16 protein-coding genes are annotated in these 17,638 nt (G+C 70.1%); 4 read left to right on the top strand and 12 right to left on the bottom strand.

Annotation, left to right across the window (positions count from 1 at the left end; translation table 11 throughout):
- Nucleotides 1–59 precede the first annotated feature (59 nt).
- The 4 genes from I5731_RS12080 to I5731_RS12065 all read right to left on the bottom strand — a co-directional run bounded on the left by I5731_RS12080 (nt 60) and on the right by I5731_RS12065 (nt 4,472).
- On the bottom strand, nt 60–1,136 hold the full coding sequence (locus tag I5731_RS12080; protein ID WP_197311628.1) for an ABC transporter ATP-binding protein: 1,077 nt from the start codon (nt 1,134–1,136) through the stop codon (nt 60–62).
- A 61-nt stretch (nt 1,137–1,197) separates the two neighbouring features.
- Nucleotides 1,198–1,989 (bottom strand): ABC transporter permease, encoded by a 792-nt coding sequence (locus I5731_RS12075; RefSeq protein ID WP_197311627.1) that lies wholly within the window; start codon nt 1,987–1,989, stop codon nt 1,198–1,200.
- Nucleotides 1,986–2,894: an ABC transporter permease gene (locus tag I5731_RS12070; RefSeq protein WP_197311626.1), complete on the bottom strand. Its 909-nt coding sequence runs from the start codon at nt 2,892–2,894 to the stop codon at nt 1,986–1,988. Before I5731_RS12070 ends, I5731_RS12075 begins: the two co-directional genes overlap by 4 nt.
- A gap of 474 nt (nt 2,895–3,368) precedes the next feature.
- A complete protein-coding gene (locus I5731_RS12065) occupies nt 3,369–4,472 on the bottom strand; it encodes an ABC transporter substrate-binding protein (protein ID WP_197311625.1) in 1,104 nt (367 codons plus the stop codon).
- Between the two features lie 472 nt (nt 4,473–4,944).
- Between I5731_RS12065 and I5731_RS12060 the strand changes: the two genes are divergently transcribed.
- Nucleotides 4,945–5,901 (top strand): lysylphosphatidylglycerol synthase transmembrane domain-containing protein, encoded by a 957-nt coding sequence (locus I5731_RS12060; protein ID WP_197311624.1) that lies wholly within the window; start codon nt 4,945–4,947, stop codon nt 5,899–5,901.
- Nucleotides 5,902–5,910: 9 nt separating this feature from the next.
- On the opposite strand, the gene phnN is transcribed toward I5731_RS12060, so the two are convergent.
- The 5 genes from phnN to I5731_RS12035 form a co-directional block, all read right to left on the bottom strand.
- Complete coding sequence (phnN, locus tag I5731_RS12055; RefSeq protein WP_197311623.1) at nt 5,911–6,444, bottom strand: phosphonate metabolism protein/1,5-bisphosphokinase (PRPP-forming) PhnN; 534 nt, start codon at nt 6,442–6,444, stop codon at nt 5,911–5,913.
- Nucleotides 6,445–6,476: 32 nt separating this feature from the next.
- Nucleotides 6,477–7,640, bottom strand: coding sequence for an alpha-D-ribose 1-methylphosphonate 5-triphosphate diphosphatase (locus tag I5731_RS12050; protein ID WP_197311622.1), 1,164 nt, complete (start codon nt 7,638–7,640; stop codon nt 6,477–6,479).
- Nucleotides 7,637–8,344, bottom strand: a complete 708-nt coding sequence (locus tag I5731_RS12045; RefSeq protein WP_197311621.1) for a DUF1045 domain-containing protein — start codon at nt 8,342–8,344, stop codon at nt 7,637–7,639. Before I5731_RS12045 ends, I5731_RS12050 begins: the two co-directional genes overlap by 4 nt.
- 292 nt (nt 8,345–8,636) lie before the next feature.
- A complete protein-coding gene (locus I5731_RS12040; RefSeq protein WP_197311620.1) occupies nt 8,637–10,142 on the bottom strand; it encodes an ATP-binding protein in 1,506 nt (501 codons plus the stop codon).
- Nucleotides 10,139–10,867 carry a response regulator gene (locus I5731_RS12035; protein ID WP_197311727.1) on the bottom strand — a complete coding sequence of 243 codons (729 nt, stop codon included), beginning with the start codon at nt 10,865–10,867 and terminating at the stop codon, nt 10,139–10,141. The genes I5731_RS12040 and I5731_RS12035 overlap by 4 nt, the downstream gene beginning before the upstream one ends.
- Nucleotides 10,868–10,999: 132 nt before the next feature.
- Here I5731_RS12035 and I5731_RS12030 point away from each other — a divergent pair, with 132 nt between their 5' ends.
- Together I5731_RS12030 and I5731_RS12025 are read left to right on the top strand one after the other, a co-directional pair.
- Complete coding sequence (locus I5731_RS12030) at nt 11,000–11,260, top strand: hypothetical protein (protein ID WP_197311619.1); 261 nt, start codon at nt 11,000–11,002, stop codon at nt 11,258–11,260.
- A 216-nt stretch (nt 11,261–11,476) separates the two neighbouring features.
- Nucleotides 11,477–12,043 (top strand): EF-hand domain-containing protein, encoded by a 567-nt coding sequence (locus I5731_RS12025; RefSeq protein WP_197311618.1) that lies wholly within the window; start codon nt 11,477–11,479, stop codon nt 12,041–12,043.
- Between the two features lie 264 nt (nt 12,044–12,307).
- Here the strand turns inward: I5731_RS12025 and I5731_RS12020 are convergent, their stop codons facing one another.
- The 3 genes from I5731_RS12020 to I5731_RS12010 form a co-directional block, all read right to left on the bottom strand.
- Nucleotides 12,308–13,684, bottom strand: a complete 1,377-nt coding sequence (locus I5731_RS12020; protein WP_197311617.1) for a glutamine synthetase family protein — start codon at nt 13,682–13,684, stop codon at nt 12,308–12,310.
- A gap of 83 nt (nt 13,685–13,767) precedes the next feature.
- Nucleotides 13,768–15,144, bottom strand: a complete 1,377-nt coding sequence (locus tag I5731_RS12015; protein WP_197311616.1) for a GGDEF domain-containing protein — start codon at nt 15,142–15,144, stop codon at nt 13,768–13,770.
- A gap of 157 nt (nt 15,145–15,301) precedes the next feature.
- A complete protein-coding gene (locus I5731_RS12010; RefSeq protein ID WP_197311615.1) occupies nt 15,302–16,225 on the bottom strand; it encodes a DMT family transporter in 924 nt (307 codons plus the stop codon).
- 186 nt (nt 16,226–16,411) lie between these two features.
- Here I5731_RS12010 and I5731_RS12005 point away from each other — a divergent pair, with 186 nt between their 5' ends.
- A complete protein-coding gene (locus tag I5731_RS12005) occupies nt 16,412–17,623 on the top strand; it encodes an alpha/beta hydrolase (protein ID WP_197311614.1) in 1,212 nt (403 codons plus the stop codon).
- The last annotated feature ends 15 nt before the right edge of the window (nt 17,624–17,638 follow it).

Raw genomic sequence — 17,638 nt, 5'->3', positions numbered from 1 at the left:
GCTCGGCGTGAAGTCCGGGCGCCGGGCGGGGCCGTCCGCCCCGGACCCAGCGCCGACGCTCAGGCCGCCTCGGCCCCCTCCAGCACCATGACGTCCTCGCGCGCGAAGCTGACGGTCGCGGCCGAGCCGCGCACGGGCGGCGGGATGTTCGGGTTGTTGAAGGTATCGAGCGAAATCAGGTTGTCCTTGAAGCGGACCCGGATGCGGATCACCGCGCCGAGGAAGTGCACCTCGTCGATGGTGCCGTGCATCACGTTGCGATCGGCTGACGAGGTTGCCGCCAGCGTCACGGCCTCCGGGCGCAGCGCGGCGGAGCGGATCTCGCCGGTCTTGAGGTCCGCAATGCCGCGCCCGGCGAAAATCTGCTGTCCGTCGACTTCGATCCGGCCCGAGGCCGCATCGAGCACCTTGCCGCGCAGCAGGTTGAGTGTGCCGACGAAGGACGCGACGAAACGGGTCCGCGGGAAGTTGTAGACCTCGAACGGCGTGCCGACCTGCTCGATCCGACCCTCGTTCATCACCACGATCCGGTCGGAGATCGACAGCGCCTCTTCCTGGTCGTGGGTGACGAAGATCGTGGTGATGCCGAGCGCCCGCTGCAGGCTGCGGATTTCGTCGCGCAGCGAGACGCGGATCTTGGCGTCGAGCGCCGACAAGGGCTCGTCGAGCAGCAGCACCTTCGGCTTCGGCGCCAGCGCCCGGGCGAGCGCCACGCGCTGCTGCTGGCCGCCGGAGAGCTGGTAGGGATAGCGGGCGCCGAGCTGCGGCAGCTTGATGATGCCGAGCATCTCCGCGACCCGCGCGTCGATCTCCGCCTTCGGCTTGCCGGCGATCTTGAGGCCGAAGGCGACGTTCTGCGCCACCGTCATGTTCGGAAACAGCGCATAGGCCTGGAACACCATGCCGATGTTGCGCTGGTTCGGCCGGAGGTGCGTCACGTCCTCGTCGCCGATGCGGATCCTCCCGGCCGACGGCGTCTCGAAGCCGGCGACCATGCGCAGCATCGTCGTCTTGCCGCAGCCGCTCGGGCCGAGGAAGGAGACGAACTCGCCCTGCGCGATCGGCAGGTTGAACTCGTGCACGACGAGCTGTGCGCCGTAGGCCTTCCGGACCTCCTGGATGTCGAGAAAACTCATGCTGCCCCCGGCCCGGTGTCGATCGTCGGGCGAAGCGCCCGCTGGAAGTTGCAAGGAGAGGTCATCGCGTGCCCGCCGACGAGCCGCGCGCGCCGCGCCCGATCACCTGGATCAGGCCCATGCAGGCCCAGGTGACGATGAAGGCGATGATCGCCAGCGCCGAGGGCTCGTAGGCCCGGTTGGCGCCGATGTTCTGGAGATAGGGCCCGAAGGCCGGCCGGTTGAGCAGGCTCGCCAGCGTGAACTCGCCGATCACGATCGCAAAGGTCAGGAACGCCCCCGACAGCACCGCGACGCGCACATTGGGCAGGATCACGCGGAACAGGATCGTCCACCAGCTCGCCCCGAGGCTCTCGGCCGCCTCGGTCAGCGTCTTGACGTCGATGGCGCGCAGGCCCGTGTCGACCGAGCGATACATGTAGGGCAGGGCGAGCGTCGCGTAGCCGAACACGAGAAGCAGGTCGGTCGCCCGGGCGCTGGATGTGAACGGCAGCCAGGACGACGAGTTGTAGAGCCGGAGATAGCCGAACACGATGACGATCGCCGGGATCACCAGCGGCAGCAGCGTGACGAACTCGACGAACGGCCTGAGTTGCGGCAGCCGCAGCCGGATCACATAGGCGGTCGGCACCGCGATCAGCACGCCGACCACGATGGTCGCGATCGCCACCGAGATCGAATAGCTGAAGCTCTGCAGGAAGCGCGGGTCCTGCAGCACGACGGCATAGGCGTCGAAGCTGTACTCGCCGCGACGCTTCTTCAGCGAGAATTCGACCGTGGCGGCGAGCGGAACGAGGAAATACAGCGCGCCGATGATCACCGCGATCCAGGCGCCGAGGCGGGAGGTCTTCATTTCAGCCACCTCTCGCTGCGGGTCCGAAGCCAGATGTAGGCGACGTTGGAGAACCCGGTGATCAGGATCATGCCGAGCGCCAGCGCGTAGCCGAGGTGCGGGTCGTGCAGCACGTCGCCGCGGATCTGGGCGTAGAGCAGGATGGGGACGATGTTGAGCGACGAGCCGGTCAGCGCATAGGCAGTCGCCACCGCGCCGAAGGCGTTGGCGAACAGCAGCAGCGTCGCACCCAGCAGGCTCGGCCACAGCACCGGCAGCGCCACATGGCGCCAGTATTGCGCCTTGGTCGCGCCGAGGATCGCCGCCGCCTCGCCCCATTCCTTCTTCAGCCCGTCGAGCGCCGGCATCAGGATCAGCACCATCAGCGGGATCTGAAAGTAGAGGTAGGTGATCGCGAGGCCCCAGAACGACAACAGGTTGAAGCCCGCGCCGTAGAGGTTGAAGCCGAAGAGGTCGCGCAACAGGATCGTGACGAGGCCGGCCCGGCCGAGTGTCGCGAGGAAGGCGAAGGCGAGCGGGATGCCGGCGAAATTCGACGCGACGCCCGAGAAGGTCGTCAGCGTCGGCCGGATCCACGCCGGCAGGCCGCCGCTCACCGCCGCATGGGCGAGGAAGAAGCCGATCAGCGCGCCGAGCAGCGCCGAGGCGAGGCTGACCTGGATCGAGATCTTGTAGGCGCTGATGATCGTCGGCTGGTTCAGCCGGGCGATGTTGTCGAGCGTGAAGCCGCCGGTCGGCGTCTGGAACGCGCCGATCATCAGGTCGAGCGTCGGCAGGATCAGGAACAGCGTCGCAAACGCGAAGAACGGCACGACGCCGAGCCAGGCGAGCGGCAGCGAGGCGCGGGTGGCCGGCTTCGGCGCGGAGGGCGCGGCGGCGAGGGCGGAAGCGGTCTGGTTCGGCATCGGCGCCTGTCGCTGGGGTAAGAGCTGGCGGAACGGGGCGGTCGAGGATCGGTCGGTCGGCGCGGCGTGCAGCTAGGTCGGCGTGGCGAGAACCGCTCGCTCCGCCCGATTTCAGTGTCAGTTGAACCCGCCCACCGCGCAAGCCGGCTCGCAAAAAGCAAGTCCGGGGCCGTTTGCCGGCGCCGGCGGCGCCCTGGCGCCGATCTTCCGTCCGGCCGTCGCATCCGTTCAGCCACGGCAACGCAGGGGGCGGCAGGCGGCCGAAGCAGGCAAGGCGAGGGGATCAGGCGGGGGAAATCTGCTTTGCCGGCTTACAACCGGGCAAACGACTGACGCCTGCATTCCGCAGGGCTGTCGGTTTCGTTCTGCCGAGGCACCGGAGGCGGGAGGAGCAAACCAGGTCCCTGCCACAAAAGCGGGCAGGAGCAGCCCGGCCGGGGAGACGGATCTCCCCGGCCGCACCGGACGGCGAGATTACTGAACGTTGGCGCCGACGACGCTGTCCCACTGCTTGGTGATCACGTCCTTCGACGCGGCCTGCTCCTCGAGCGACGGGAACTTGGCGGCCTCGTAGGCGGCGGCCGGCGGCAGCTTGTCGAGCAGGTCCTGCGGGATCTTGCCGTTCTTGGCGAGATCGTTGAACCGGATCGGGTGGCAGTAGCCCTTCAGCCAGATGAGCTGGCCCTCGTCGGAGTAGAGGTGCTCCATCCAGAGCTTGGCGGCGTTCGGATGCGGCGCGTAGGCGCTGATCGCCTGCACGTAGACACCGGCGACGACGCCGGTCTTCGGGATCACGACTTCGGTCGGCGGGTTGCCGGCGAGGGTGTCGCGGTCGGCGAGGGCGTTGTAGTCCCAGCGGATCACGATCGGGGTGGTGCCCTGCGCGATCGAGGCAGCCTTGCCGATGACCGGCACGAAATTGCCCTTCGCGTTCAGTTCCTTGAAGAAGGCGAGGCCCGCTTCTCCGGCCTTGGCCGCATCGCCGCCGGAGGCTTCGAGGCCGGCCGCGTAGACCGCCTGGATCGCCTGGTTCGACGCGCGCGGATCACCGGCGAGCGCCACGGCGTTGGCGTACTCGTCGCTGAGCAGGTCGGCCCAGTCGGTCGGCACGGTCTTGATGATGTCGGTGTTCACCTGGATGGCGAGCACGCCGTAGTAGTCGCCGTACCAGTAGCCGTCGGCGTCCTTGGCTTCGGCCGGGATCGAGTCCCAGGTCGCGACCTTGTAGGGCTGCAGCAGGCCTTCGGCCTTGGCCGACGGGCCGAACGACAGGCCGACGTCGATCACGTCGGGAGCCTGCGGGCCGGTGTTGCCCTTGTTCGCCTTGATCGCCTCGATCTCGTCGCCCGAACCCGCGTCGGGGTTGAGCTCGTTGATCTCCAGGCCGTACTTCTCCTTGAAGGTCGACAGCATCTCGCCGTAGTTGCACCAGTCGTGCGGCAGCGCGATCGTGGTGAGCTGGCCCTCGGCCTTGGCGGCAGCGATCAGTTCGGCCGACGGCTCGGCGCGCACGAGGCTGGTCGAGGCCATGACGGCCAGCAGCGACAGCGATGTCGCGCGTTTCAGATGGATCTTCATTTTGGTCACCCCTCGGTCGTTATCGCGCCGCCGGCATTCGCCGTGCGGCCAAATCTTTTCCGTGTTCCATCGCGGATGCAAGTCGCTACCACGGTCGTTTGAAGCTTCTGTGTCACTCGTGCCGCGCCCCTCGATCCCGGTTTTCCCGCCGGTTTCGGTTTCGTTGCAGGTGCGGAAAGCCTCGGTTCGGCATGTTACATGAATTACAGGCCCCGGAAATCCGGCTCCTGCCGTAACATTAAGCAGATGATTTGCCGCGCAAGGAAGCAGTTTCGCACGGTCGCGGTCGTCTTTCGCGCCGGAAGGTGGAACTTGATCTCGCCGTCGCCACTTCACCATGACACAAAGGACGGGAACCGGGACGGACCGGCGGATGCTGCGCCGTTACACCGTCTGGCGCGGCCGGCGCGCCGATACCGGAAAGCGCGGCGCGCGCCAGCCAGCGCAGGACCAGCGACGGGAAGGGTGATTGATGAAGGTGATGGACTACGTCTGGCCGATCGTCGGCCTCGGCGCAGTGGTGCTGTCGGGCTGGCTGCTCTATCACGAGCTGCGCGGCATCTCGTTCGGCGACGTCCTCGACAGTCTCTCGGCGATCACCGTCCTCGACTGGACGCTCGCCGCCGCCGGTGCCTTCATCGCCTATGCGGCGCTCGCCTGGTACGACCGCATCGCCCTGATGCACCTCGGCCGGCGCATCTCCTGGGTCTTCATTTCGCTCTGCTCGTTCACGACCTACGCGCTGTCGCACAACATCGGCGCGTCGGTGCTGTCGGGCGCCGTGATCCGCTACCGGGCCTACACCTCGCGCGGCCTGTCGGCGGCCGAGGTTGGCGTGCTGGTCGCCTTCTGCTCGTTCACCTTCGCGCTGGGAACGGTACTGCTCGCCGGCTTCGTGCTGGCGCTGCAGCCGGACCTGATCGGCCGTGTCTTCGACGGCGCCGCGCCGGAGCTTTCCTATGTGATCTCCGCGGTGCTGCTGCTGCTCGTCGCCGGCTATGTCTTCGGCAGCCTGCGCGGCTTCCGGCCGCTCAGGCTCGGCGGCTTCGCCGTGCATTATCCCAAGCCGCAGATCGTGTTCCGTCAGCTGTTCGTCGCACCGGTCGAACTGATCGGCGCCGCGGCGATCATCTATTTCGCGCTGCCCAACCACGAGAGCCTGACGTTCCTCACCGTGCTCGGCGTCTTCCTGCTGTCGTTCTCGGTGGCGCTGCTGTCGCACGCCCCGGGCGGCCTCGGCGTGCTCGAGGTTGTCTTCGTCACGGCGCTGCCCGAGATCGACCAGGCCGACGTGCTGGCCGCGCTCATCGTGTTCCGGCTGCTCTACCTGCTGATCCCGTTCGCGCTGTCGCTGATCGTGGTGGTGGCCTTCGAGCGCTCGCGCCTCGCGCAGCTCATGTCGCGCCGCGTCAGCGGCGAGCCGCGCTGACGCGCCGCCTCAGCCGCCGCTGAGGCTCCGCAGCCCGGCCGCCATCCGCGCCGCCGCCGCCTCCGGCGCGCCGTCATTGACGATGTCGACGACGTCGGCGCCCTCGACCGGGCAGGCGTCGGCCCGGTCGAGGCGGGCGAGAATGTCGGCGGCGCTTTCCCGGCCGCGCGCCGCGAGCCGGGCGGCGAGCACCGGCGCCGGAGCGGTGACGTGCAGCACCAGCGTGCGCGGGTAGCGCGCCCTGCCTGCATCCAGCACATCGCGCGAGACGTTGGCGACCACCACCTCGCCGGCAGCGACGCCTGCGTCGATCTCGGCCGGCAGGCCGTAGCCGAGCCCGTGCGCCCGCCAGTGGATCGCGAAGCGCCCGGCGGCGACGGCGGCGTCGAAGGCCGCATCGTCGAGAAAATCGCTGTCCTCGTTGTCGTCGGGCAGCCGGGTGATCGTCCGGCGCACGAAGCGATAGCCCGGTTCGGCGCCGAGTTCGGCCCTGACCAGCGCCAGCAGCGTATCCTTGCCCGCGCCGCTCGGCCCGCACACCATCACGAATGCACCCCGGCCGGGCCCCGGTTCGCTCACGACACCCGCCGCCCGGTCCGCCACACGCCGCGCACCAGCGGCACCTCGTGGTCGAGCCGCACGCGGATCACGTCGCCGCGCCGCCCGGGCAGGATGGCGCCGCGGTCGGTGAGGCCGACCGCCTCGGCCGGATTGCGGCTGACCAGCGCGATCGCGTCGGGCACCGTCAGCCCGGCGTCCGGCCCGGTCAGCAGGAAGGCGCCGTGGATGAGGCTGAACGGCACGTAGTCGGACGACAGGATGTCGAGCAGCCCGGCGGCGGCGAGGTCGCTCGCCGAGACGTTGCCGGTGTGCGAGCCGCCGCGCACCACGTTCGGCGCGCCCATCAGGATGCTGAGCCCGCCCGCCCGAGCCGCTTCCGCCGCGGCGAGCGTCGTCGGGAACTCGGCGACGGCGACGCCGTGCTCGATCGATTCGGCGACGTGCGCCGCGGTGGCGTCGTCGTGGCTGGCGATCACGATGCCGGCGGCGCGGCAGCGTTCGGCGATCGCCTGCCGGTGCGCCTCGGCATGGCGGGCGGCCCGTTCGATGCGCGCGGCGAGCATCTCCTCGAACGCCGCGTCGGTCAGGCTGTTCTTGGCCTGGTAGTAGGCGCGCCAGTGCTCGAGGCTGGCGAACTGGCGCTGCCCCGGCGTGTGGTCCATCAGCGAGGCGAGCCGCACGCGCGGATCGGCCTCGAACAGCGCGAAGGCCTCGAGCGAATCCGGCGCGCCGACCTCGCAGCGCAGATGAATGAAATGATCGGCGCGCAGCCGGTCGCCGGCAACCCCGGCCTCGATCGCATCGGCGAGCCGGCGCATGTCGTGCCCGTCGAGCTTCGCCTCGAAGTCGGTGCCGATGCGCAGCGCGTCGAACACCGTGGTGATGCCCGAGGCGGCGATCTGCGCGTCGTGCGCCTGCACCGCCGACAGCGGGTTCCAGCGCACGCCGGGGCGCGGCGCATAGTGACTTTCGAGATGGTCGGTATGGAGTTCGACGAGGCCCGGCAGCAGCCAGTCGCCGCCAAAATCCTCGCCGGCGCGGCTCGGGCCGGCGGAGACATCGGCGATCAGCCCGTCGCGGATCGATACGGTGCCGGTGAGGACCTCATCGGGAAGCACGATGCGGGCGTTGGTGAAGACGGCGTCGGCCATGGCGGCCGGGGAAACGGTCGTGGTCATGCCCCAGCCTTACCCTCTCCCCCGGCGAGCGGGAAGAGCGCGGCGACCTCGAACGGCGCTCCTGGGGCGCGCTCCACGAAGATGGCGAGGTGGGTGCCGCGCACCGGGTCGGCCAGCGCGACGCCGAAATGCGCCGCCGCGGCGGCGAGCACGGTCCTTGCGAGGTCGGGCTCCAGCCGCCGCGTCAGCGTCATGTGGAAGCGAAACTCCTCGAACACGTAAGGATAGCCCCAGCGATCGACGTAGTCCGCCTGCCGCGGCGTCAGGCCGGAGGCGTGCCGGCGGGCGAGCTGCGCCGGCGACAGCGGCGCCCGGAACGGCTCGAACGCCTCGACGCAAGCCGCCGCAAAGCCGTCGAGGTCCGGCGCCGGTCCGGCCGGCACCACGGCGAGAAACCCGCGCAGATCGGCAACGTGCATCGGCCCGGCCTCGAACGCCGGCGTCGCCCGGGCAAACGCCTCGGCCGCGGCGAACAGCGCCACCTCGCTCTGCCCCTCGTGCAGCGCGAAGGGCGCCTTCAGCGTGCCGTGAAAGCCGTAGCGCCGCGGCTCGGCGGTGATCTCGGCGAAGGCCTCGGCGTCCAGCCCCGCGATCTCCGGCTGGGCGGTCGCCGCCCCGGTGAAGGCATCGCGGCCGAGCCAGCGGGCGCCAAGCCGCGCGAGGTCGTCGCCCGGCGGCGGGGTGAAGTAGAGCGCATAGCGCAAGGACGGATCTCCGACGGGGTCGTTTCGGGCGGGTTGGGGGGAAGCGATGGCGGATGATTCGGGCGCGGCGAGGGCGGGGGATGGGGATTGCCGTGTGGCATCCCCCCTCCCTGTCCCTCCCCCGCTTCGCAGGAGAGGGGACGATGGGCGAAAAGTCTTTCGTCCAACAGATGTTTAGCCGAACCGCAGCGTCAGTCGGGATGGCAATCTAACCTCCTTCGTCCCCTCTCCTGCTAAGCGGGGGAGGGACAGGGAGGGGGGAGGCCACACGGCAAGGCCCCCCAGTAAAACCCTACCCCGGCCGCGGCAGATGGATCGTCGCCGAAAGCCCGCCCTCCGGCCGGTTGGCGAGCCGGATCTCGCCGCCGTGCGCGTGCACGATCGAGCGCGCGGTGGCGAGGCCAAGGCCGACGCCGCCGGTGTCCTGGCTGCGCGAAGTCTCGAGCCGCAGGAACGGCTCGAACACGTCGTCCATCCGGTCGGGCGGAATGCCCGGGCCGTCGTCGTCGATACGGATGCTGAGGTCGTCGGTGCCCTCTTTCAGCGTCACCCGCGCAGCGCCGCCATAGCGCAGCGCGTTCTCGATCAGGTTGCGCAGCGCCCGCCGCAGCGCGGTCGGTCGCACCACGAGATCGAGCCGGGCGGGCACGTCCGCGCTGACGGCTTCGCCCATGTCGGCGAAGTCGTCCGCCACGGCCGCCACCAGCGCGGCGAGGTCGACGGCGCGGGCCGGCTCGTGGCTGGCATCCTCGCGGGCAAAAGCCAGCGTCGCCTCGGTCATCCGGCTCATCTCGTCGATGGTCTCGATCAGCTTCGCCCGGATCTCGTCGTCGTCGACGAACTCTGCCCGCAGCCGCAGCGCGGTCAGCGGCGTGCGCAGGTCGTGGCTGATCGCACCCAGCAGCCGGGTCCGGTCGGTGACGAAGCGGCCGATGCGCTCCTGCATGGCGTTGAACGCCGCGGTCGCCTGCTTCACCTCGATCGGCCCGGTCTCGGGCAGTTGCGCCACGCTCTCGCCGCGGCCGAAGCGGTCGGCGGCCTCGCCGAGCGCCCGCAGCGGCCGCGTGATCCGCCGCACGCTGAGCGCCACCACCAGCACCATCGCAAGGGTGATCGCCAGCGTCGAATAGAACGCCGGCCCGAGCAGTGGCGGCGGCGGGCCGAACTGCGCGAAGACGTTGAGGAAGCGCCCGTCGGCGAGCGGCACCGAGATCGCCGCGGTGACGCCGGCCGCGCCGTGCCGCGGCCGGCCGTCGCGCTCGCGTTCCGCTTCGCGCGCGCGCCAGCGCTCCAGCCGCTCGGCGGCGCGCTGCTCGCGCCGGATGCGCTCTTCCGCCGTCTCCGGCCCGCCTTCGGCGGCTTTCCGCTCCGCCTCGCGGGCGCGGTCGCGCGGCCGCGGCGGGCGGTCGATGTCGATCGCGGCGCGGATGTCGGGGGCGTCGTCGAGCATTTCCGACAGGGCGCCGGTGACGGCGATCTCGCCCCGCGACTGCGGCGCGCGCGTCACGCTCGCCTCGGGATCCACGGTGAAGGTCAGCCGGCCGCCGCTCGCCGTGTCGAGGATGCGCTGGTGCACCGAGGCCGGCGTCTCCTCGATCAGCCGCACCAGCGACGCGGTGCGCGACAGCACCTGCTCGCGGTTGGCGATCTGGATCGCGTTGCGCCGTTCGTCGACGAGCAGCACCAGCGTCAGCGCCTGCGCCGCCAGCGCGACGGCGATCAGCAGCGCGACGAGCTGCCACGCCATCGAGCGCGGGAACAGCCGCAGCCGCGGCAGGCGGGCGAGCAGCCGGGTCATGCGCCGAGATCCGTGACGTCGGCGGTGAACATGTAGCCGCCGCCCCACACTGTCTTGATCAGCGCGGGAGTCTTCGGGTCGGTCTCGATCTTCTTGCGCAGCCGGCTCACCTGGTTGTCGATCGAGCGGTCGAACACCGCCGGCGAGCGGCCGCTGGTGAGGTCGAGCAGCTGCTCGCGCCCGAGCACCATGTTCGGGCGCTTCAGGAAGGCGGTGAGCAGCTGGAACTCGGCGGTCGACAGCGCCGTCGCGACCCCCGCCTCGTCGATCAGCTCGCGGCGGCGCACGTCGAGCACGAAGCGGTCGAAGCCGAGCCGCTCGGTCTCCAGCGGATCGCGCTGCTTGGGCACCGCCGTCGTCCGCCGCAGCACGGCGCGGATGCGGGCGAGCAGCTCGCGCGGGTTGAACGGCTTCGTCACATAGTCGTCGGCGCCGATCTCGAGCCCGATCACCCGGTCGGTGTCGTCCGCCATTGCGGTGAGCAGGATGACGGGGATGTCCGCCGTCTCGCGCAGGTGGCGGCACAGCGACAGCCCGTCCTCGCCCGGCATCATGATGTCGAGCACGATGAGGTCGACCGACGCCGCCTTCAGCATCCGCCGGGCGGCGGCCGCGCTCTCGGCGACCGAGACGCGCAGGCCGTTCTTGGCGAGGTAGCGGCCGATCAGGTCGCGGATGTCGCGATGGTCGTCGACGACGAGGATGTGGCTGCTGGTTTCGTTCATCGCGCTGGCGGCGGCCGGGGCCGTCAATCCTCCGTTAACCAAGTTCGGGCCAGATGGCCGCTGATCAAACCCATGCGCCGCGGGAGACCCCAGGTCTCCGAGCGGTCACGGCCAGGATGGCAGGGGGTACGGATGGCAAGCTATGGCGTTTCGGCGAGCCGCGTCGACAAGTACGGCATCTACCAGACACGCAACCGCTCCACCATGAACCGGAGCACCGCCCAGACCGCGTGGAACACCCAGAACACCCTCGGCCAGAACGTCTTCTCCGTCACGGTCGCGTCCTCCGCCTCGGCGGTGACGACGTCCCTGTCGCAGATTTCGCTCGCCCAGAAGCAGTCGTCCGTCGCCACCGCCATCAAGCAGCTCCTCGCCGTCGATCTGACCGTCTGAACCACCGCACATGGCGACAGGTTCAATCTAGCGACGATCCGGCGCGGCCTCCGGGGTAAATTGTAACGAGATGTAAGCAGCGGGCGGCCTGCGACACCTCGCGACCAAAACGGCAAATCTCGTCGTAGTTCCACGACGTTCATCCCCCATCTTCAGGTCACCGGTGAGCAACCTTCGGGACTGCCGCCGCCGTGAATGAATGATTGGGAGTACATCATGAAGAAGACCACTGGCGCGATCATCGCCGCCCTCGCACTCGCCGGAACCATGGTCGGTGCCGGCGTCGCCTCCGCCGACGGCTGGGGCCGCGGCCACGACCGGGGTGGTCCGCATGGCAAGGGCCATCACGGCCGCATGGCGGCCGAGCTGATGGAACGCTACGACACCAACGGCGACGGCCGCATCACCCAGGAAGAGATCGACGCGGTCCAGGCGACGCGCTTCGCCGACGCCGCGGCCGGCGGCGACGCCGTCACCCTCGACAACTTCAAGACGTTCTGGCTGCAGGAGCACGACGAGCGCGTGGTGCGGGCCTTCCAGCGCCTCGATCGCGACGGCGACGGCCGCATCACCGCGGAGGAGTTCAACCGCCGGACCGACGGCCTCGTCGAGCGCCTCGACCGTGACGGCGACGGCGCCCTGTCGCGGGTCGACCGCCCGCGCGGCCCGCACCACGATCGCCGCGGCCCGCAGGGTGACCACGAGCGCGGCGAGCGCGGCCCCGGCCGCGATGCGCCCCCGCCGCCGCCCCCGGCCGGCGACGCCCCCGAAAGCGCCCAGTAAGCCGGCTGCACAGCCGCAGTGAGTTAAGGACGGCCGGCATCTGCCGGCCGTCTTCGTTTGGAATGGCGCACCGGCCGCGTCCTTCGAGACAGCCGCTGCGCGGCTTCCTCAGGACGAGGCCTTCGAGGCTTTCTTTTTTAATTCAGACGCTTGCCCTTTTCCCTCATCCTGAGGAAGGCGCGTAGCGCCTGTCTCGAAGGGCGAGGGAAAAGCCGCGGCGCCGACCCTTCAGCGGTCGGTCGCGCTGCGATGCCCGCCACTGCCTCAGGCGAGGCGCAGGTACCAGGCGTAGTCGCGGTCGGCGATCTCGGCGAAGAAGCGGTCGCATTCCGCTTCCTTGATGGTGAGGAAGATGTCCGTGAATCGCGCGCCGAGCCGGCGCGGCAGGATCTCGGAGGCGCGCGCCCGGCGCAGCGCCTCGGGCCAGTGCCGCGGCAGCGACGGTGCGATCTGGGCATAGCCGTTACCGGTGATCGGCGCCGACGGGGTCAGCCCGGCCTCGATGCCCTCCAGCATGCCGGCGAGCACCACGGCGAGCGCGACATAGGGGTTGGCGTCGGCGCCGCACACCCGGTGCTCGAGATGGCGCGCCTGCGGTGGCCCGGCGGTGACGCGGATCGGTACCGTGCGGTTGTCGAACGCCCAGGCCGGACCGGTCGGGGCATAGGAGTTCGGCCGGAAGCGGCGATAGGAATTGGCGTTCGGCGCGAAGAACGCCATGCCCTCGGCCATCGTCGCCTCCAGCCCGGCGATTGCGGCGAGCAGCAGCGGGCTGTCGTCCGGGCCGGATCCGGCGAAGAGATTGCCGCCGTCCGGGCCGGCGAGGCTCGCGTGCAGGTGCATGCCGCTGCCCGAGAAACCGGCGTGGGGCTTCGCCATGAACGTCGCCACCAGCCCGTGCCGCTCGGCGACGCCCTTGACGAGGCGCTTGTAGAGGATCGCGTCGTCACAGGCGCGCAGCGCATCGCTGCGATGTTCGAGCACGATCTCGAACTGCGCCGGGGCATATTCGGAAATCAGTGTCCGCGCCGGCAGCCCCATCGCCGCGGCGCCGGCATAGACCTCGTCGAGGAAGCCGGCAAAATCGGCGAGATCCTGCATCAGATAGGCCTGCAACTGGCTCTGGGCGAAGCCGTTCGCCGCCGTCGGCGGCACCGCCTTGTGCGACGCCGCCGCCTTGGCGTCGAGCAGGTAGAACTCGAGCTCCACCGCCACCACCGGCGTGAGGCCGCGCGCGGCGAGATCGCCGACGACGCGGCCGAGCGCATGGCGCGGATCGGCCTCGCTCGGGCGGCCGTCCGGCTCGAAGCTCGTCAGGATCACCTGCGCCGTCGGCGTCTCGCGCCACGGCGACAGGGTGATCGTGCCCGGCACCGGCCGGCACGGCCGGTCGGAATCGCCTTCTTCCCACAGCAGCCCCGTCTCCTCGACATCGGCGCCGGTCATGTCGAGCGACAGGATCGAGCAGGGCAGGGGACGGCCGTGCGCATAGGCCCCCGGCAGTTCCGACGGGCGCAGGATCTTGCCGCGCTGCACGCCGGACGGGTCGGTCAGGAACGCCTCGATCTGCACGATCTCGGGATGGGCGGCGAGGAAGGCCTCGGCTTCGCGGCGGGCGCGGGCGGGATCGTGCTCGGTCATGATCGTCTCGGGCGGGTCAGCTCGGCCGCGCTCCGGAGCGGCGCGCGGCGCCGGAAACCCCCGGCAGGCTGGGTCTGGCGGGTCTAGCTGAGAACGGCGCGGCGGGGAAGGGTACCGGTCGGCAGCGGATCGTCCGAAGGAGGCGTCCCGGCCGCCTCGGTCCTGGCATACGCCGGGGCTGCCGCCGCCGGCTCGCCGCCGCCGCGCGGGGCAAAGGAGACGCGGTCGCGGCCCGCGGCCTTGGCGGCATAGAGCGCCCGGTCGGCCTGCTCGAGCAACTGGTCGAGGCCGAGCCGGCCGGCGACGTCCGTCACGACGCCGACGCTCACCGTCACCACGACGGCACCCTCGCCGAAGTCGATCGGCGTGCTCGACACCGCAGCGCGGATCCGTTCGGCGATGTCGCCCGCCTCGGAAAAGCCGGTGTCCGGCAGCATGGCGGCGAATTCCTCGCCGCCGAGCCGGCCGATCACGTCGGTATGGCGCATCGCCTCGCGGCAGCGCCGGGCGAATTCGATCAGCACCCGGTCACCGACGGCGTGCCCGTAGCGGTCGTTGATCTGCTTGAAGTGGTCGATGTCGAACATCAGCACGGTGACGAGCGAGCCGAGCTGTTCGGGATCGGCGAGGCAGCGGGCGGCCTGGTCGAAGAAGTAGCGCCGGCTGCCGAGGCCGGTCAGGCTGTCGGTGGTTGCCATCTCCAGCAGCATCGCCTCGAGGCGGCGCTCGCGGGTGACGTCGAGGTAGACGTTGAGCAGCGCGCTGCCGACGGCGCGGAAGCGGAACTGCACGGTCTTGCGGCTGCCGTCCTTGCAGGTGATCACCCACTCTTGGGGCAGCATCTCGGCGTTGGTGCGCCGCGCTTCCTCCACGCCGGCAAGCCAGCTGCGTCGGACTTCCTCGCGGTAGTCGGGATCGGGATAGGCGGCCGCCCACCAGTCGTCGAGCCGGCCGGTCTCCTCGACCGTGTAGCCCCACATGCCGCGCGAGTGGCGGTTGACGAGCACGGTGTCCATCGCCTCGTCCATGATCTCGACGCCGACGGGCAGGCTGTCGAGGATGGTGCGCATCTCCTCCTGCCAGGCAAACAGCTGCAACCGGGCGTCGTCGACGTCGGTGCGGTCGGTGACGGTGACGAGGAAGCCGGTCTCGGGCGGTGACAGCCGGCGCGGCCGGAGCGCGATACGGCGGTCGAAGCCGTCGAGGACGCAGGCGATCTCGCACTCGGGGGGCAGGTCTTCGGAAGCGGGCGCAATCGCGCCGAGGGCTGCCGCCAACGCCTCGGCGGCGGCCTCGCCGAACACGGCCGCCGTCGACGCGGGCAAGGCGGGCACCGCGAGCACGCCGACCAGCGTCACCGCATCGTGGTTCAGCCGGCGGATCGTGCGGCCGTCGGCGTCCACCACCATCAGCGGGGCGGCGACGAGGTCGAGCAGGTCAGTGATCGAGCCGCTTGCCATGAGGCGGATGCTTCCCGGAGAGTGCACCGGCTCGAGTGCGCAATTGCACAGGACCACCGGTAAACTCCACTGACGGGAACCTTACCCGGCCTTTCTTACCATTCAGTTGGTGGCGAAGGGGAAAACCTGGGGTGGTAGAGGGGAAAGCCGGGATTTTTCAGACCACGTCCTGCACGTCGGCCGGGGTGATCGCCGACACCTTCTTCTGCCGTTCGAAGATGAACAACCCGGCCGCGACGATGATCGCGGCGCCGAGGATCATGCTCGGCCCGGGCACGTCGCCGAACACGAAATAGCCGAACAGCAGCGCCCAGACGAGCAGCGTGTACTGGATCGGCGCCACCACGGCCGCGGGCGCGAGTTTCAGCGCCCGGTTGATCAGCATGTGCGCCGACATCGCGACGATGCCGAGCAGGCCGAGCAGCGCGGTGTCGGTGAGGTCCGGCGTCACCCAGGCGAACGGCGCGATCACGATGCCGGCGATCAGCGCGCCCGCCGTCTGCCAGAACACGAGCGCCGTGTCCGAGGTCGCGCGCAGCTTGCGGCTGAGCACGATCATCAGCGCGAAGGCGAGGCTGCCGGCGATGGCGATGAAGGCCGCTGGCGACAGCGAACTGCCCGATGGTGCGAGCGCCACCACGACGCCGACGAAGCCGACGCCGATCGCGCTCCAGCGCCGCCAGCCGACCCGCTCGCCGAGCAGGAACGGCGACAGCGCCGCGACCCAGATCGGCGCGGCGAGGTAGAAGGTCATCACGTCGGCGAGCGGCAGCGCCATCACCGCGACGTAGAACAGGATCAGCTCGGCGGTCGACAGCACGGCGCGGACGAACTGGATGCCGGGCCGCTCGAGCCTGAACAGGTTCGCCGGCCCGGCGCGCCAGATCAGCGGCGACATCACGACGAGGGCGACGGCGCTGCGCACCAGCAGCACCATGCCGACGGAGTAGGTGCCGACCAGCCATTTGCCCATCACGTCGTTGACGGCGAACATGAAGTCGCCGAGGAACATCAGGCCGACGCCAAGCGCGACGCTGCCGCTCTGGACGGCGACGGTGGTCGAAGCCTTGCCGATGGTCATGATCCGGGCTCTTTTGTCGATCTTCTATGCGCGGCGCACGCCGTGGGCCCTCCGATACACCGGCCGTGGCCCGGCGGCGAGCGCTTCCCTGCATGTCCGCCCCGCGCCCTTTCCTTCGGCGCGTCCGGACCCATGTTCGCCGCTGCGGCGCGTTGGCCGCGAGCCGGAACCACGAGGTCTGCGTCCTTGGCAAAGTTTCCCGTCCCTGCCGCCGTCGTGCGTTTCGCCGCCGTCCTGCTGTTCGCCGCCACCCTCGGCGCTTGCGCGGCGCGGCCCGAAGGCGGCTCGCTGCTGCCGAACGCCATCGAGGCGCCGGGCGCGGTGACGCAGGAGATCTTCGTCGCGACGACGCGCCAGCGCGCCGACTCCGAGGCGCTGATGTTCAACGGCGAGCGGCGTTCGCTCGACGAGGACGTCTCCGACCTCGATTTCGCCCGCGTCGCGGTGTCGCTGCCGCCGAACCATGTCGCGGGCAACATCGAGTGGGCGCGCCGGCTGCCGGGCGATCCGTCGAAGGAGTTCGTCACCCGCTCGCGCAGCTACGTCGACAGCGCCGACGCCTTCCGGGATCAGCTGCGCCAGGCGGTGGCAGCGAAGCCGAAGGGCAAGCGCCAGGTGCTGGTCTTCGTGCACGGCTTCAACACGAAGTTCGACGAGGGCGTCTACCGCCTCGCCCAGATCGCCACCGACACCGGCTTCGAGGGCGTGCCGGTGCTGTTCACCTGGGCCTCGCGCGGCGGCGTGCTCGAGTATGTCTACGACCGCGACAGCTCCACCGTCGCCCGCGACGGCCTCGAGGAGACCCTGCGCGCCGCCGCCGCCTCGGGGGCGGAAAGCGTCGTGCTGTTCGCGCATTCCATGGGCAACTGGGTCGCCATCGAAGCGCTGCGCCAGGCGAAGATCGCCGGTACGCCCGACTTCGGCGGCAAGCTCGGCGACGTCATCCTCGCCTCGCCCGACATCGACGTCGACGTGTTCAAGGCGCAGATGCGCCGCTACGGCCAGCCGAAGCGGCCGTTCCTGATGTTCACCGCGCGTGACGACCGCGCCCTGCTGGTCTCCGCGCTGATCGCCGGCGACCGGCCGCGCGTCGGCGGCTATACGAACGACAGCGAGATCGCCGAACTCGGCGTCATCGTCGTCGACCTCACCAACGTCGACAGCGGCGACAACCTCAACCACGCGAAGTTCACCCTGGTCGGCGCCGGCTTTGCCGAACGCCTGCAGGCGCGCCTCGCGGCCGGCGACGCGCTGGAGGAGGAGCAGGGCACCACCCTCGGCGACCGGGTCGGCCAGCTCGGCCGCGGCCTCGGCAACACGGTGGGCGCCACCGCGGGCATCATCATCACGACACCGCTCGCGATCCTGAGTGCCCCGATCGAGTTGCTCGGCCCCTGACGGCTCCCCGGCGCA

Origin of the sequence: Methylobrevis albus, assembly GCF_015904235.1 — a bacterium.
In the GTDB taxonomy this organism is placed as follows: Bacteria; Pseudomonadota; Alphaproteobacteria; order Rhizobiales; family Pleomorphomonadaceae; genus Methylobrevis_A; species Methylobrevis_A albus.
The sequence above is the reverse complement of the archived record's forward strand: the minus strand, read 5'-3'. Positions and strand labels throughout refer to the sequence as shown.

Bases quoted from the DNA above. Each gene is read 5' to 3' on its own strand.
- I5731_RS12080 (WP_197311628.1), bottom strand. From the start codon at position 1,136: ATGAGTTTTCTCGACATCCAGGAGGTCCGGAAGGCCTACGGCGCACAG.
- I5731_RS12075 (WP_197311627.1), bottom strand. From the start codon at position 1,989: ATGAAGACCTCCCGCCTCGGCGCCTGGATCGCGGTGATCATCGGCGCG.
- I5731_RS12070 (WP_197311626.1), bottom strand. From the start codon at position 2,894: ATGCCGAACCAGACCGCTTCCGCCCTCGCCGCCGCGCCCTCCGCGCCG.
- I5731_RS12065 (WP_197311625.1), bottom strand. From the start codon at position 4,472: ATGAAGATCCATCTGAAACGCGCGACATCGCTGTCGCTGCTGGCCGTC.
- I5731_RS12060 (WP_197311624.1), top strand. From the start codon at position 4,945: ATGAAGGTGATGGACTACGTCTGGCCGATCGTCGGCCTCGGCGCAGTG.
- phnN (WP_197311623.1), bottom strand. From the start codon at position 6,444: ATGGTGTGCGGGCCGAGCGGCGCGGGCAAGGATACGCTGCTGGCGCTG.
- I5731_RS12050 (WP_197311622.1), bottom strand. From the start codon at position 7,640: ATGACCACGACCGTTTCCCCGGCCGCCATGGCCGACGCCGTCTTCACC.
- I5731_RS12040 (WP_197311620.1), bottom strand. From the start codon at position 10,142: ATGACCCGGCTGCTCGCCCGCCTGCCGCGGCTGCGGCTGTTCCCGCGC.
- I5731_RS12035 (WP_197311727.1), bottom strand. From the start codon at position 10,867: ATGAACGAAACCAGCAGCCACATCCTCGTCGTCGACGACCATCGCGAC.
- I5731_RS12030 (WP_197311619.1), top strand. From the start codon at position 11,000: ATGGCAAGCTATGGCGTTTCGGCGAGCCGCGTCGACAAGTACGGCATC.
- I5731_RS12025 (WP_197311618.1), top strand. From the start codon at position 11,477: ATGAAGAAGACCACTGGCGCGATCATCGCCGCCCTCGCACTCGCCGGA.
- I5731_RS12020 (WP_197311617.1), bottom strand. From the start codon at position 13,684: ATGACCGAGCACGATCCCGCCCGCGCCCGCCGCGAAGCCGAGGCCTTC.
- I5731_RS12015 (WP_197311616.1), bottom strand. From the start codon at position 15,144: ATGGCAAGCGGCTCGATCACTGACCTGCTCGACCTCGTCGCCGCCCCG.
- I5731_RS12010 (WP_197311615.1), bottom strand. From the start codon at position 16,225: ATGACCATCGGCAAGGCTTCGACCACCGTCGCCGTCCAGAGCGGCAGC.